The organism is Amycolatopsis sp. NPDC043889 (genome assembly GCF_056435645.1).
In genome coordinates, this window is record NZ_JBWKEC010000015.1 from 157,287 (window position 1) to 171,113 (window position 13,827).

Below are 13,827 nucleotides of genomic sequence, written 5' to 3' on the forward strand. Positions count from 1 at the left end.
AGTGCGGGACGTGACCGACAACAGCCTCGAAGATCTCCCGTTCCTCCGCCGTCAGGCCCGCACCCAGCGCTTCACCCTCGGCGCGCCGAAAGAGTTCAAGGTCTCCCCGGACGGCGCCCGCATCCTGTTCCTGCGGTCCGAGTCCGGCACCGACCCTCGGCACAGCCTGTGGTCGTTCGACGTCGCGGCGGGCGAGGAGACGAAGCTGGTCGACGCCGCCGAGCTGCTGCCCGGTGAAGAAGACCTGCCGCCGGAAGAGCGTGCCCGTCGCGAGCGCAGCCGGGAGACCGGCGGCGGTGTGGTCGGCTACGCGGTCGACGACGCCTTCACCGTCGCCGCGTTCTCGCTCTCGGGCAAGCTCCACACCCTCGACCTGGCCACCGGTGAGGTGTCGGTGCTGGTCGACGGTTCGGTCGTCGACCCGCGGCCCAGCCCGGACGGCACGCACGTCGCCTACGTCCGCGACCGCCGCCTGCGGGTGATCGACCGGGCCACCGGTGAAGACCGGCTGCTCGGCGGTGAAGACAGCGAAGCGGGCGACGACATCGCCTGGGGGCTCGCGGAGTTCATCGCGGCCGAGGAGATGGGCCGCACGCGCGGGTACTGGTGGTCGCCGGACGGGAAGAGCCTGCTGGTCGAGCGGTCCGACCGGGCCGCCGTGCCGCGCTGGACGATCGCCGATCCGGCGAACCCGCAGTCGGCGGCGAACGTCGTCGCGTATCCGGCGGCGGGCACCACGAACGCGGACGTGACACTGGCGATCCTCGGCCTCGACGGCTCCCGCGTCGACATCGAGAAGACCGATTGGGAGTACCTGGCCGCGGTGCACTGGTCCGCCTCGGGCAAGCCGCTGCTGTCCGTGCAGTCGCGTGACCAGCGGAAGCTGGAGATCCAGGCGGTCGACCCGGCGACCGGCGCGGTCGAGGTGCTGCACACCGAGACCGACGAGCACTGGGTCGAGCTCGCCGCGGGCGTCCCGGCGTGGACGACCGACGGCCGCCTGGTCCGCGAGAGCGCCGCCGACGGTGACCACCGGCTGGTCGTCGACGGCGTGGCCGTCACCCCGCCGGGACTGCAGGTGCGCTCGATCCTGCACGTCGGCGACGAGGTGCTGTTCAGCGCCTCGGAGGCCGATCCGACGCAGATCCACGTCTTTCGCACGGAAGGCGGCGAGCTCCGCCGTCTGTCCACTGAGGACGGTGTGCACGTCGGCTCCGGGAACGCTTCGCTGACCGTGCTCTCGTCCTGGACGCTGGAGCGCAGCGGCCCGGTGGTGACCGTCGTGTCCGGCGAGAAGACGGTGGCACGCATCGGTTCCTTCACCGTCGACCCCGACGTCGTGCCGAACCTGACCTGGCTGACGCTGGGGGAGCGGGGCCTGCGCGCCGCGCTGGTGCTGCCGACCGGGTACGAGGAGAGCGAAGGCAAGCTCCCGGTGCTGCTCGACCCGTACGGCGGCCCGCACGCCCAGCGTGTCCTGCAGACCCGCAACGCCTTCCTGACCCCGCAGTGGCTCGCGGACCAGGGCTTCGCGGTGCTGGTCGCCGACGGGCGCGGGACCCCCGGCCGGGGTGCGGCCTGGGAAAAGGAGATCGCCGGAAAACTCGCCGATGTCACCCTCGCCGACCAGGTCGACGCCCTGCACGCGGCGGCCGCGCTCCATCCGGAACTCGATCTGGAACGGGTCGCGATCCGCGGCTGGTCCTACGGCGGCTATCTCTCCGCGCTGGCCGTGCTGCGGCGCCCCGACGTCTTCCACGCCGGGGTCGCGGGCGCCCCGGTGACCGACTGGTCGTTGTACGACACGCACTACACCGAGCGTTACCTCGGGCTTCCGCGGGAGGAAACCGCTTCGTACGAGCACAACTCGCTGATCGCCGGCGCCGGCGATCTCTCGCGGGCACTGCTTATCGTGCACGGGCTGGCCGACGACAACGTTTTCGTCGCCCACTCGTTGCGCCTGTCGTCGGCCCTGCTGGCCAAGGGACGCGCGCACGTGTTCCTGCCGCTGGCCGGCGCGACGCATATGACGCCGCAAGCCGAAGAGGTCGCGGAGAACCTGATGCGCACGCAGGTGGACTGGATCGTGCGTGAGCTGTCCGGTGCCGCGGTCAAGAGCGAGGAGAACGCATGAAACGGTGGGGCATCACCATTCCGCTGACCGGGGTGCCGCTCGCGGCGCACGAGGAGATGGTGCGGGAGTTGCCGGATCTCGGCTACACCGACGCGTGGTCGGCCGAGACGGCGGGCCACGACGCCTTCACGCCGTTGGTGCTGGCCTCGCAGTGGGCGCCGCAGCTTCGGCTCGGCACCGCGATCGTGCCGGTGTACACACGCGGACCCGGGCTGCTGGCGATGAGCGCGGCGACCGTCGCGGAACTGGCGCCCGGCCGGTTCGTGCTCGGCATCGGCGCGTCGTCGCCGGTGATCGTGAAGAACTGGAACGCCGCCGAGTTCGAAGCGCCGTTCGCGCGTTCGCGGGACACCCTGCGCTTCCTGCGGTCGGCGCTGGCGGGGGAGAAGGTCACCGAGGAGTACGAGTCGTTCTCCGTCAGCAAGTTCCGGCTGGAGCGGCCCGCCGACCCGCCGCCGTCGATCATGCTCGCCGCGCTGCGGCCGGGGATGCTGCGGTTGGCCGCGAAGGAGGCGGACGGTGCCATCACCAACTGGCTCGCCGCCTCCGACGTGCCGAAGGTGCGGGCCGAGATCGGTCCGGACACCGAACTGGCCGCGCGGATCTTCGTCTGCCCCACCGAGGACAAGGCCGCCGCGCGCGGGCTCGGCCGGATGCTCATCTCGAGCTACCTGACCGTGCCGGTGTACGCGGCATTCCACGAATGGCTCGGCCGCGGCGACGCGCTCGCGCCGATGCACGAGGCGTGGGCCGCGGGCGACCGGCAGAAGGCGAACCAGGTCATCCCGGACGAGGTCGTCGACGACCTGATCGTCCACGGCAGCCTCGATTCCTGCCGCGAGCAGGTGCAGTCCTACGTGGACAACGGGCTGACGACGCCGATCATCGCGCTGCTGCCGACGGGGGAGGACCCCTTCACACACGTGCGTGGGCTGGCTCCCCGCTGACAACCTCGTGAGTGGCGTTTCGGGTTCTATTGAGGGGTAAGGCAAACGTGTCGGGTGCGATGGGCGGTCCGCTCATGGCCGCCTTCGATCGTGTCGCGAAAGCCACGTCGACGGCGTAGCGAAGGGCCCCTTCCCTACCGTCAGGGTAGGCAAGGAGGCCTTCACCGCCCTTACCACTCACGAGCCCCTATGCCTTCCCGAACATCTCCTCGTACCTGGACACCATCATGTGCGACCCCTTGATCTCCGAAGTGGTCGCCGCGTCCAGGGTCCCGACCTCCTCGGCGTAGGTCGCGCCCCCGGAAGGCCCGAGCGGCAACGAGATCATCGGCCCGCCCGGCGTATGCGCGCGCAGCTCGCCGCCTTCGATCAGCGCCCGGATGTTGGCCACGACGACCTCGGCGTGGTCACCGGCCACCTTCGCCAGCTTCCCCTCCGGCAGCGCGGTGATGTCGCCGAGCGCGAACACGCCGGGCTGTCCCGGTAGACGCAGTTCGGGAGTCACCTCCACCTGCCCGTTCGCCTGCCGCGCGGCGGCCAGTTCGCCGTCGAGGTACGCGGTGTGCGGCGCGCCGCCGTAGCACTGGAACCACAGGTCGGCGGTCACCTCGCCGCCGCCGCTGAGCCCCGAGGTGAACGTCTTGGCCTGCCCGGGTTCCGAGACCGGTGGCTCGGTCAGCGAGGTGCCGAGCAGGAGTTCGACGCCCAGTCCGTCGAGCTGGCGGCGGATCTCCGCGCGGAAGTCCTCCGGGAAACCGGGCAAGATCTCCTTCGCCGGATCGGCGATCGTCACGGCCTTCTCCGGCCACACCGCCTTGATCTCGCCCGCCAGTTCGAGGCCCACCGGGCCCGCGCCGAGCAGCAGCACCTTCTCCGCGCCCGCGAGTTCCTCCCGGGTGGCACGGATCTTCGCCTTCGCCGAAGCGCTGTCGTGGAAATCGATCTTCGCCGGGAACGGGTACGCCGAACCGGTCGCCAGTACGACGTAGTCCGGCGTGAGCCGTTCACCCGAAGCGAGCGTGACGCCGTCCTCGTCCACGCGCACCGCGCGGTCGCGGAGCACCCGTCCCCGCTCGAGAAGCCGGGCGTACGGGTAGAAGAGCCGATCCGTCCACTCGGGATCGACGAGTCCCCGCAAGGCGGCGACGTGGTGGACGAAGTCTTCGCGCGGCTCGACGAGCACGACGTCGGTGAACGAGTCCAGCTCCTTGGCGACGGTCGTGCCGCCGTATCCCCCGCCGATGACGGCCACGGTCGTGGTCATGAGATCCCCTAGTTCGTAGTACGGAATGTTGGTACTACGAACTAGGGTAGTTCGTACTCCGAACGATCGTCAAGTAGACTGCGCTCATGACCACGGCCGAAGACCTCGGATTCGCGACGGCGCTGGTGCGGCTCTCGCATCTGGTGCAGCGGGCTTTCATCGACGTCGGCCGGTCGCACGACCTCACGCCGCAGCAGGCTCAGCTGCTCTGCGTGCTGGCGCAAGGGGAGGCGGGCGTCGGGATGACCGACCTGGGCAAGATGCTGAACTTGGAGAAGTCCAGCGTCACCGGCCTGGTGGACCGTGTGCAGCGGCGCGCGCTCGTCGAGCGGGTCGCGGATTCCTGCGATCGCCGCGCGCTGAAGATCACGCTGACGGAAGAGGGACTCCGGCTCGCGAACGCCGCCCACGAAGGCGTCGTCGAAAAGCTGGAGGAGATGGCGGCGGACCTCCCGGCCGAACAGCGTGAGGCGATCGCGGCCGCGGCGTGGCGGATGGCGCCCGAAGACTGATTCAGTGCCAGATCGCGACGGCGAGCAGCAGCCCGGCCGCCGCGGCGCCGATCCCGGCGGCCATCGTGGCGACGGCGTTCACCACGGCGCGTGCTCGCGTCTTCTCGGTGAACAGGCGCAGGGTTTCGTACCCGAACGTCGAAAACGTGGAGAGCCCGCCGCAGAACCCGACGGCCAGCAGCGAGCGGACGCCGTCCGGCTGGCCGCCGTGCAGTGCCCAGCCGGTCAGGACGCCGAGGAGCGACGAGCCCGCGATGTTGACCGCCAGCGTGCCCCACGGGAAGGCGGCGCCCCGCCACGCGCGCAGCCGGAGATCGGTCAGGAAACGGACGATCGCACCGAAACCGCCGCCGAGCGCGACGAAGAAGAGGGTCATTTCTTCACCGCACGGGTGATTTCGTGCCCGGCGTAGACGGCTACCAGCGCCGCGGCCACCGTTCCGAACGCGTAGGCCAACCCGGTGAACGGGCGCCCGGTCGTCACGAGATCGAGTGTGTCCGTCGCGTAGGTCGAAAACGTCGTGTAACCGCCCAGGATCCCGACCCCGAGGAACGGCCGGAGCAACCTGTGCGGATCGGCCGTGGCGGTCAGCGACGCCATCAGGACGCCGATCAGCAGGCAGCCGGAAACGTTGGTGGCAAAGGTGGAAAACGCGAACTGACCCCGGGGATGGGGGATCGCGACCGACAGTCCGTAGCGGGCGAGGCTGCCCAGCGCGCCACCGGCGCCTACGGCCGCGAGCACGTCCCAGCGCGGGCGGGAGACGGATGCCGGATCAGCCATGGATGGCAGCTTAGAACCGCTGTCCGGGTGAACCGGCGCCACGGTGTCGAAGATCGCTCGCTAGGCCGTTTTTCCCTGCTGGACAGTGAATTATCTCGAAACGTGTCGTAGGCTGGGCGGCGCTCCAGGCCGATTTTCGGTCCGTCCGCTCGTCTGAGAAAAAGGTGGCAGGATGGCACAGGAACAGTCAGGTACGCAGGCTCCCGACAGCGGTTTGCTGCTGGAGGTCGAGATGATCCCGACCGCGGTCGACCGCGGGAAGGCCAACGGCGCGGCCGCCGACAACGACGGCAACGACGGCTGAGTGCCCGAACCGCCGACGCTGGCTGACCTCGTGGCTCCGCTCGGGGTCAGCCAGTTCTTCCAAGAGGTCCAGGGCGAGACCTATCGCCGTTTCGAAGGCCGCGCGGGCCGGTTCGCCGACCTGCTGCCGTGGCCGGCGCTGAACGCGATCCTCCGGCAGCACCGCCTGGAGTTCCCGCGGCTGCGCCTCGCGCTCGACGGCACCCCGGTGCCCATGGAGAGCTACATCGATCTCGTCCCCACCCGCCGCAGTGGCACCGTCCCCCGCCTGCTGGCAGCTCCGTTCACCGAACACCTCCGCGGCGGCGCGACGATGGTGCTCGACGCCATCCAGGAACTCAGCGATCCGATCGGCGATCTCGCCAGGAGTCTCGAACACGACCTCCGCGAGAGCGTCCAGGTCAACCTGTACGCGGGCTGGGGCGTGACCCATGGCTTCGACGTGCACTGGGACGACCACGACGCCTTCATCATCCAGGTCGCCGGCCGCAAACGCTGGCGGATGCACGGCCCGACCAGGCCCGCTCCGCTGCATCGCGACGTCGAGCAGCCCGAGCGGCCCGGTGAGCCGATCGACGACTTCATCCTCGAAGACGGTGACGTCCTCTACGTCCCGCGCGGACACTGGCACGACGTCACCGCGGTGGGGGAGATGTCGCTGCACCTCACGCTCGGGTTCAGCCCGGCCACCGGGATCGACCTGGTGTCCTGGCTCGCCGACAAGCTCCGGGCGAGCACCGTGTTCCGCCAGGACCTCCCGAGATTCGGGACGGACGAGGAGCGGGCGGCCCGTGCCGCCGCGCTGCGGGCGGAACTGGAAGCCACGCTGACCGGTGACGTCGTCGACAGGTTCCTCGCCGAACGCGACTCGGCGGCCCCGGCTCATCCGCGGGTCGGGCTGCCCTGGGCGGCGACCCCCGGCCTGCTGCCGGACGGTGACGAGACCGAGGTCCGGTTTCTCGTCCCGAGGGCGGTGCTCGAAGAACGCGACGGCCGGGTGACCCTGCTCGCTGACGGTAAACGGTTCGTCTTCGCGGGCGCCGCGGCTCCACTGCTGAAGGCGCTGCTCGACGGAACGCCGCAGGCGGTCAAGCGACTCGCCGAGCTGTCCGAACTCGATCGGGGGACGGTGCGGGCCTTCCTCGGCGAGCTCACCACGCAGGGACTTCTCTCGATCGGCTGAAAGTCACAGAGGACGAGAAGTGTGAAGGGAGGTCGGGCGGGGTAAGCTAAGGCATGCCTAAGGTGAAGTCCGGAGTGGTCAGCCGATGACCGCTCAGCTCTCGGACACCCCAGCGCCGCCCGCCGCGTTGCCGGGCTGCGCCACCGTCGCGCGCATGCTGGGCGCGAGCCCCGCCGGCACCGCCGCGGACATGCGCTGCTGGCTGCTCATCGAGCAGCCGGGTCCCTGGCCCGCGGACGCGCTGGAAAACGTCCTCGACGAGGCCTTCCCCGCCGAGCGCCGTGAGCTGCTCGAAAACCTGAGACGGTCCCACGGGCTCCGTCCGCTGCTGATCCGTCGTCCGGGCAAACATCGGCGCGACCCGGATCGCCCCCGTTCCGTGTACGTCGGCGGAGGAGAGCCGGGCAACCGCTGGCTGGAGCGGCTGGAGATCCGCGACCTCGGCCAGCTGGCCGAGCTGGACCTCGAAGCGGTCGCGGAAGGCATGGGCGGGTTCGGCACGCGAGTGGACGGGCCGCTGTTCCTGGTCTGCACGCACGGCACCAAGGACATGTGCTGCGCGGTGCTCGGCCGCCCGCTGGCATCGACGCTCAACACCAACCACCCCGGCCGGGCCTGGGAGGTCAGCCATGTCGGCGGTGACCGCTGGGCGGGCAATCTCCTGGTGGTCCCCGACGGTTTCCTGCACGGCCAGCTGAACCCGGCCGAGGCGGCGCTGGTCGCCAAGTCCGCCCTCCGTGGTCAGGTCGAGCCGGAGCGGCTTCGTGGCCGGACATCCGCCCGGACGGCGTGGGCGCAGTTCGCGGAGATCGCGCTCCGGCGGCAGCTGGACCTGTCCGGTCTCGACGACGTGCTCGCCGTCCAGGAGGAGCCGCTGCTCGAATCCGACGCGCGGGTCGTCACCGTGCGCGGCGGCGAGGACTTCTACTCGGTGACGGTGCGCCGCCGGTCGGCGACGCCGCGCGGGGACAGCCGGTGCGCGGGGCTGATCCAGCCCGCCGGGTACGTGACCGAGGAGATCACGAAGCTCTAGCACGCATTTCGTCCTCTGGATGCGGTACTTGCGTGCGCAACTACCGCATCCAGAGGACGGAATGCCGCGAAGGTCACTCGTGTTCGAACATCTGTTTGACACCCGTCTAGAACATGTGTTCGACTGGCCGGGTGCGATGGGATCGACAGCGGGCGAACGGCGGCGAGCCGGTACTGCCCGGATTGGACGGGCTGCTGCGTTCGGTGCGCACGCCCGAGTTCGACGGCGTCACCTTTCACGAGGTGCACGCCAAATCCGTGCTGAACAAGGTGCCCGAGGGCTCGGGTGTCCCGTTCGGATGGACGGTGAACCCGTACCGCGGTTGTTCTCACGCGTGTACGTACTGCCTCGAAGGCGGGACGCCGGTCCTGATGGCCGACGGCCGGACGAAGCCGCTGGCGGAGCTGGCGCCCGGCGACGCGATCTACGGGACGCGCGGGCGTGGCGCGGGGCGCCGCCTGGTGCCGACGAAGGTCCTCGCGCACTGGTCGACGCTGAAGCCGGCGTACCGCCTGTCCCTCGACGACGGAACGTCCATCGTGGCCAGTGGCGATCACCGGTTCCTGACCGGGCACGGGTGGAAACACGTCACTGGCACCCGTTTCGGCGCCGCGCAGCGGCCGCATCTGGTCGGCGGCACCGAACTCGTCGGCGTCGGGAAACTCGCCCGCACCCCGGACGACACCCTCGGCTATCGCGCCGGATATCTGTGCGGAATATTGCGCTCCGGCGGGTTCTCGGCCGAGAAGGACGCAGCGGACCGCGCGCTTCGCTACCTGCCGGATTTCGGTGCGTCGGTCGGCTTCGTGCAGGTGCCGCCGTCGCCGGATTCCCATTGGCTGCGCGGATTCCTGGCCGGGTTGTTCGACCTCGCCGGGAGCTACCGGCACGGCGCGCTGCGCGTCACCCATGACGAACAGGACATCGTCTCCACCTTCTGTTCCGCGCTGGGCAACTTCGGCTTCCGTTACGTCAGAAGCGAAAACGCCAAGTTCCGTCCGTTGTGGACGGTGCAGATCCTCGGCGGGCCCGCGGAGGAGGTGCGGTTCTTCCACCTCGCCGACCCCGCCGTCGGCTGGAAACGATCGCTCGACGGCCTCCCCATCGGCCGGACGAGACGGAAGGTGACGTCCATCGAGCCGCTGGGCATCGAGCTGCCGTTGTTCGACATCACCACCGGCACGGGCGACTTCATCGCCGACGGCATGGTCACGCACAACTGTTTCGCCAGGAACACCCACACGTACCTCGATTTCGACGCCGGACGCGATTTCGACACGCAGGTGATCGTGAAGGTCAACGCGCCCGAGGTGCTGGCCGCGCAGCTGCGGAGGCCGAGCTGGACACGCGAGCACGTCGCGATGGGCACGAACACCGACCCCTACCAACGCGCCGAAGGCCGGTACAAGCTGATGCCGCGCATCATCACCGCGCTGGCCGATTCGGGCACGCCGCTGTCGATCCTGACCAAGGGAACAGTGCTGGCGAGGGATCTCCCGTTGCTGGGATCGGTGTCGAAGGACGTGCCCGCCGGGCTGGCGATCTCGCTCGCACTGCTGGACGAGAAGCTGCAACACCGCCTGGAGCCGGGGACGCCGAGCCCGCGGGCGAGGCTCGACCTGATCCGCAAGGCACGCGACGCCGGGCTGCCGTGTTCGGTGCTGGTCGCCCCCGTGCTCCCGTACCTGACCGATTCGGTGGCCGCGCTCGACGCCCTGTTCTCGCGGCTGGCCGAAGCCGGTGCCACCCGGGTCACCGTCCTGCCGCTGCATCTGCGGCCGGGCGCGCGGGAATGGTTCGCGCGCTGGCTCGGCCGGGAACATCCGGAGCTGGTGCCGAAATATCGCGAGCTGTACGCGCGCGGCGCGTATCTCCCGAAGTCCTATCGGGAGCGGCTCGGCGCCAAAGTCGGCCCGTTGTTGCGCCGTCACGGCTTCGGTTCCCGTGCGGACGACGGGGAACGGATGCAGGTGACGATGCCCGCGCAGCGTTCGGGGGAGGCGGTGGTGCCGCCGGCCGAGCAGCTCAAACTGCTGTAGCACCACTTTCGCCCGATACGGCCGAAAGTGCGTCTTCCCGTTGCTCGATGCGCACTGTGAATTTTCTTACCGCACAACGCATTCGGCCGTTCGGCGCAGTGACTTGGCGGAAAACCTTTTCGTGCTTAATCTCAACGGGGACGAAGGCGAGGAGGTGCCTGTTGACCACCCGTACGGATCGCACCGCCGCTGTCCGCATCGCCTGGGCCGCGACCAAGCTGACCAGGGCGGGCAGACACCCCATCGCCATCGGAAGACTCGCCGCGACCGTCGGCATGGACCCCGCCGAAGCCCACCGGCTGATGGACCTGATGGGTTTCGCCATCCGCGACGGCCTGGTCGTGATGGACCGTGGCTCGCGCCCGGCCGACCGCGCGGGCTCCGACCGGTACCGCGTCGACTTGTTCCTTCTGGCCGTCGCCACCGGTGAACCCGTGCACGCGGACGCGGTCTGCCCGGCGACCGGGGCCCGCGTCCGGGTCCACTTCACCAGGGAAAGGGTCTTGAGCGTCGACCCGCCGCAGGCCGTGGTCGCCGCGTCGCGGTTGTCCGGTATCGACCTCGCCCTCGGCCAGGACTACGTCGAGGCCCTGGTCTGCACACAGTTCTTCGCGTCGAAGGAGGCGGCCTCGGGCTGGCTGCTGGAGAACATCGACGGCCGGGTCCTGTCCGTGCCGGACTACCTGGCGCACACCCGGCGGATGGTCGCGGCGCTGGAGGCCTGGCCGACGATCTGACGAAACGCCGGGTTTGTACCTGGTCGCGAGGCATCCGGGGCGATTCGTTAGCCTTTGACGTCGGCGAAAAGCCGTCGAATCGCAGAATCGTGATGCCGAAGGAGAGCACCCGCAGTGCTTCGCACCCATAAAGCCGGCACCTTGCGTGCCGAGCACGCCGGTCAGACGGTCACCCTCACCGGATGGGTGGCCCGGCGGCGCGATCACGGCGGCGTCATCTTCATCGATCTGCGTGACGCCAGCGGCGTGAGCCAGGTCGTCTTCCGCGAGGGCGAGATGGCCGAGCGCGCCCACCAGTTGCGCTCCGAGTACTGCGTCCGCATCGTCGGCGAGGTCTCGGAGCGGCCGGAGGGCAACGCCAACACCGAGATCCCCACCGGCGAGATCGAGGTGCTGGCCACCGAGCTCGAGGTGCTGTCCGAGGCCGCCGTGCTGCCGTTCCCGATCGACGACCGGGTCGACGTCGGCGAGGAGGTGCGGCTCAAGCACCGTTACCTCGACCTGCGCCGCAGCGGCCCCGCGGCCGCGATGCGCCTGCGCAGCGAGGTGAACCGCGCGGCCCGCGAGGTGCTGCACGCGCAGGAGTTCGTCGAGGTCGAGACCCCGACCATGACCCGCTCCACCCCTGAGGGCGCCCGCGACTTCGTGGTCCCCGCCCGGCTCAAGCCCGGCTCGTGGTACGCGCTCCCGCAGTCGCCGCAGCTGTTCAAGCAGCTGCTCATGGTCGGCGGTCTCGAGCGGTACTACCAGATCGCACGCTGCTACCGGGACGAGGACTTCCGCGCCGACCGGCAGCCGGAGTTCACCCAGCTCGACATCGAGATGAGCTTCGTCGAGCAGGACGACGTCATCGCGCTCGGCGAGGACATCGTGACGGCGCTGTGGAAGCTGATCGGCGCCGACATCCCCCGGCCGTTCCGGCGCATCACCTACGCCGAGGCGATGGAGAAGTACGGTTCGGACAAGCCGGACCTGCGCTTCGACCTCGAACTGACCGACATGACGGCGTTCTTCGCCGACACCCCGTTCCGCGTGTTCCAGGCGCCGTACGTCGGCGCCGTCGTGATGGCCGGCGGGGCCGACCAGCCGCGCCGCACCCTCGACGCCTGGCAGGATTTCGCCAAGCAGCGCGGCCATCGCGGTCTCGCCTACATCCTGGTCAACGAGGACGGCACGCTCGGCGGGCCGGTCGCGAAGAACCTGTCGGAGAAGGAGCGCGAGACGGTTGCCGAAGCCGTCGGCGCCAAGCCTGGCGACTGCGTATTCTTCGCCGCGGGCAAGCCCGCCGACGCGCGTGCGCTGCTGGGCGCCACCCGGCTGGAGATCGGCGGCCGACTCGGCCTGATCGACGAGAACGCCTGGTCGTTCGTCTGGGTCGTCGACTTCCCGATGTTCATCTCGGCCGAGGAGTCCGACGACGTCGCGGTCGGCGGCGGCAAGTGGAAGGCCCTGCACCACGCCTTCACCTCGCCGACCCCGGAGTGGATCGGCAAACTCGCCGACGACCCCGGCAACGCGCTGGCCTACGCCTACGACATCGTCTGCAACGGCAACGAGATCGGCGGCGGTTCGATCCGTATCCACCAGCAGGATCTGCAGAAGCAGGTCTTCGAGCTGATGGGCCTGTCCGAGGAGGAGGCGCAGGAGAAGTTCGGCTTCCTGCTCGACGCCTTCGCCTTCGGCCCGCCGCCGCACGGCGGGATCGCGTTCGGCTGGGACCGGATCGTCATGCTGCTGGCCAAGGCCGAGTCGCTGCGTGACGTGATCGCGTTCCCGAAGACCGGCGGCGGGTTCGACCCGCTGACCGCGGCTCCCGCGCCGATCACCGCGGAGCAGCGCAAGGAGGCGGGCATCGACGCCAAGCCCGCGCCGCCCGTGAAGAACTGATGCTCCACCTCAGGGCCGTGTGCCCGCCGGACCGGACCGAAGAAGCGATCCGGATCCTGCGGGCACACGCCGGGACGGCGCATCTCGTGGTGCATCGCGGGGTGGCGGTCGCACCGGGAGGCGACCTGATCGAGGCGGACATCGCGCGCGAGGCGACCGACGACATCGTCGAGTCGCTGTGCGGCCTCGACCTCGACCACACCGGCGGGATCACGCTGGAAGCGCTGGACACCGCGGTGTCCGACGCCGCCGACAAGGCGGAGGAGGCCGCGCCGGGCGAGGCCGCGGACGCGGTGGTGTGGCAGGAACTCGTCGGCCGCACCGGCGAGGAGTCGCGCCTCACTTGGACATTTCAGGCGTTTTTGACCATCGCGTGCCTGTTGGCGGCGGTCGGTGTCGTCACGAACTCGGCGGTCACCATCGTCGGCGCCATGGTCGTGGGGCCGGAATTCGGCCCGCTGGCGGCGATCGCGGTCGGTCTGGTGCTGCGCCGGAAAGATCTCGTGAAGCAGGGCGGAATCGCGTTGCTCGGCGGCTTCCCGATCGCGATGGTGATCACCCTCGGTGTGGTTCTGGTGGGCGGTGCCACCGGCGTGCTCGAAGTGAGCAAGCTCGCCGAGAACCACGAGGTGGATTTCGTCTACAAGGTCGGAGTCGCGTCGCTGATCGTCGCGTTGCTCGCCGGCGCGGCCGGGATGCTTTCCATGACTTCGGCCAAATCCGCCGCGCTCGTCGGCGTGTTCATCTCGGTGACGACGGTGCCCGCGGCGGGTTACGCGGTGGTCGCGGCGGTTGCCGGTCAGTGGGAACGGTGCCTTTATTCGGCCGGTCAGCTGCTGGTCAATCTCATCGGAATCGTTGCAGCTGCGGCCATTGTGCTGACATTGCGCCGTCGTGGGCAACGATCGAGGGTGACGGAACGTCCGCTTTCACGCGGATGAGTCCCAGATCGCGCCAGTGCGCGCGATTGCCCGGATCTCAGTGGTCATGGTTGCTCAGTCACGA

13 protein-coding genes are annotated in these 13,827 nt (G+C 69.6%); 10 read left to right on the plus strand and 3 right to left on the minus strand.

Features of this window, described 5'->3' with window-relative positions:
• Positions 1-10 precede the first annotated feature (10 nt).
• Together AC0685_RS25965 and AC0685_RS25970 are read left to right on the plus strand one after the other, a co-directional pair.
• On the plus strand, positions 11-2,134 hold the full coding sequence (locus tag AC0685_RS25965) for a S9 family peptidase (protein WP_478227885.1): 2,124 nt from the start codon (positions 11-13) through the stop codon (positions 2,132-2,134).
• Positions 2,131-3,081: an LLM class F420-dependent oxidoreductase gene (locus tag AC0685_RS25970; protein WP_478227886.1), complete on the plus strand. Its 951-nt coding sequence runs from the start codon at positions 2,131-2,133 to the stop codon at positions 3,079-3,081. The genes AC0685_RS25965 and AC0685_RS25970 overlap by 4 nt, the downstream gene beginning before the upstream one ends.
• Positions 3,082-3,268: 187 nt before the next feature.
• On the opposite strand, the gene AC0685_RS25975 is transcribed toward AC0685_RS25970, so the two are convergent.
• Positions 3,269-4,345 (minus strand): NAD(P)/FAD-dependent oxidoreductase, encoded by a 1,077-nt coding sequence (locus tag AC0685_RS25975; protein WP_478227887.1) that lies wholly within the window; start codon positions 4,343-4,345, stop codon positions 3,269-3,271.
• 86 nt (positions 4,346-4,431) lie between these two features.
• Here AC0685_RS25975 and AC0685_RS25980 point away from each other — a divergent pair, with 86 nt between their 5' ends.
• Positions 4,432-4,857 carry a MarR family winged helix-turn-helix transcriptional regulator gene (locus AC0685_RS25980; protein ID WP_478227888.1) on the plus strand — a complete coding sequence of 142 codons (426 nt, stop codon included), beginning with the start codon at positions 4,432-4,434 and terminating at the stop codon, positions 4,855-4,857.
• Position 4,858: 1 nt separating this feature from the next.
• Here AC0685_RS25980 and crcB (AC0685_RS25985) read toward each other — a convergent pair whose 3' ends face one another.
• Positions 4,859-5,233 carry a fluoride efflux transporter CrcB gene (gene crcB / locus AC0685_RS25985; RefSeq protein ID WP_478227889.1) on the minus strand — a complete coding sequence of 125 codons (375 nt, stop codon included), beginning with the start codon at positions 5,231-5,233 and terminating at the stop codon, positions 4,859-4,861.
• Positions 5,230-5,640, minus strand: a complete 411-nt coding sequence (crcB, locus tag AC0685_RS25990; protein ID WP_478227890.1) for a fluoride efflux transporter CrcB — start codon at positions 5,638-5,640, stop codon at positions 5,230-5,232. The genes crcB (AC0685_RS25985) and crcB (AC0685_RS25990) overlap by 4 nt, the downstream gene beginning before the upstream one ends.
• Before the next feature lie 172 nt (positions 5,641-5,812).
• Between crcB (AC0685_RS25990) and AC0685_RS25995 the strand changes: the two genes are divergently transcribed.
• The 7 genes from AC0685_RS25995 (at position 5,813) to AC0685_RS26025 (ending at position 13,763) form a co-directional block, all read left to right on the plus strand.
• A complete protein-coding gene (locus tag AC0685_RS25995) occupies positions 5,813-5,944 on the plus strand; it encodes a hypothetical protein (RefSeq protein WP_255431246.1) in 132 nt (43 codons plus the stop codon).
• Positions 5,945-7,126, plus strand: a complete 1,182-nt coding sequence (locus tag AC0685_RS26000) for a cupin domain-containing protein (RefSeq protein WP_478227891.1) — start codon at positions 5,945-5,947, stop codon at positions 7,124-7,126.
• An 85-nt stretch (positions 7,127-7,211) separates the two neighbouring features.
• Entirely contained in the window at positions 7,212-8,159 is a 948-nt protein-coding gene (locus tag AC0685_RS26005; RefSeq protein ID WP_478227892.1) for a sucrase ferredoxin, read from the plus strand.
• 131 nt (positions 8,160-8,290) lie between these two features.
• Positions 8,291-10,198 carry an intein-containing Rv2578c family radical SAM protein gene (locus tag AC0685_RS26010; RefSeq protein WP_478227893.1) on the plus strand — a complete coding sequence of 636 codons (1,908 nt, stop codon included), beginning with the start codon at positions 8,291-8,293 and terminating at the stop codon, positions 10,196-10,198.
• Between the two features lie 161 nt (positions 10,199-10,359).
• Positions 10,360-10,935, plus strand: a complete 576-nt coding sequence (gene merB, locus AC0685_RS26015; protein WP_340683185.1) for an organomercurial lyase — start codon at positions 10,360-10,362, stop codon at positions 10,933-10,935.
• A gap of 114 nt (positions 10,936-11,049) precedes the next feature.
• Complete coding sequence (aspS, locus tag AC0685_RS26020) at positions 11,050-12,822, plus strand: aspartate--tRNA ligase (protein ID WP_478227894.1); 1,773 nt, start codon at positions 11,050-11,052, stop codon at positions 12,820-12,822.
• On the plus strand, positions 12,822-13,763 hold the full coding sequence (locus AC0685_RS26025) for a DUF389 domain-containing protein (protein WP_478227895.1): 942 nt from the start codon (positions 12,822-12,824) through the stop codon (positions 13,761-13,763). The genes aspS and AC0685_RS26025 overlap by 1 nt, the downstream gene beginning before the upstream one ends.
• Positions 13,764-13,827: the final 64 nt, after the last annotated feature.

Bases quoted from the DNA above. Each gene is read 5' to 3' on its own strand.
- AC0685_RS26025 (WP_478227895.1), top strand. From the start codon at position 12,822: ATGCTCCACCTCAGGGCCGTGTGCCCGCCGGACCGGACCGAAGAAGCG.
- AC0685_RS25970 (WP_478227886.1), top strand. From the start codon at position 2,131: ATGAAACGGTGGGGCATCACCATTCCGCTGACCGGGGTGCCGCTCGCG.
- AC0685_RS25980 (WP_478227888.1), top strand. From the start codon at position 4,432: ATGACCACGGCCGAAGACCTCGGATTCGCGACGGCGCTGGTGCGGCTC.
- AC0685_RS25995 (WP_255431246.1), top strand. From the start codon at position 5,813: ATGGCACAGGAACAGTCAGGTACGCAGGCTCCCGACAGCGGTTTGCTG.
- crcB (WP_478227890.1), bottom strand. From the start codon at position 5,640: ATGGCTGATCCGGCATCCGTCTCCCGCCCGCGCTGGGACGTGCTCGCG.
- AC0685_RS26005 (WP_478227892.1), top strand. From the start codon at position 7,212: ATGACCGCTCAGCTCTCGGACACCCCAGCGCCGCCCGCCGCGTTGCCG.
- crcB (WP_478227889.1), bottom strand. From the start codon at position 5,233: ATGACCCTCTTCTTCGTCGCGCTCGGCGGCGGTTTCGGTGCGATCGTC.
- AC0685_RS25975 (WP_478227887.1), bottom strand. From the start codon at position 4,345: ATGACCACGACCGTGGCCGTCATCGGCGGGGGATACGGCGGCACGACC.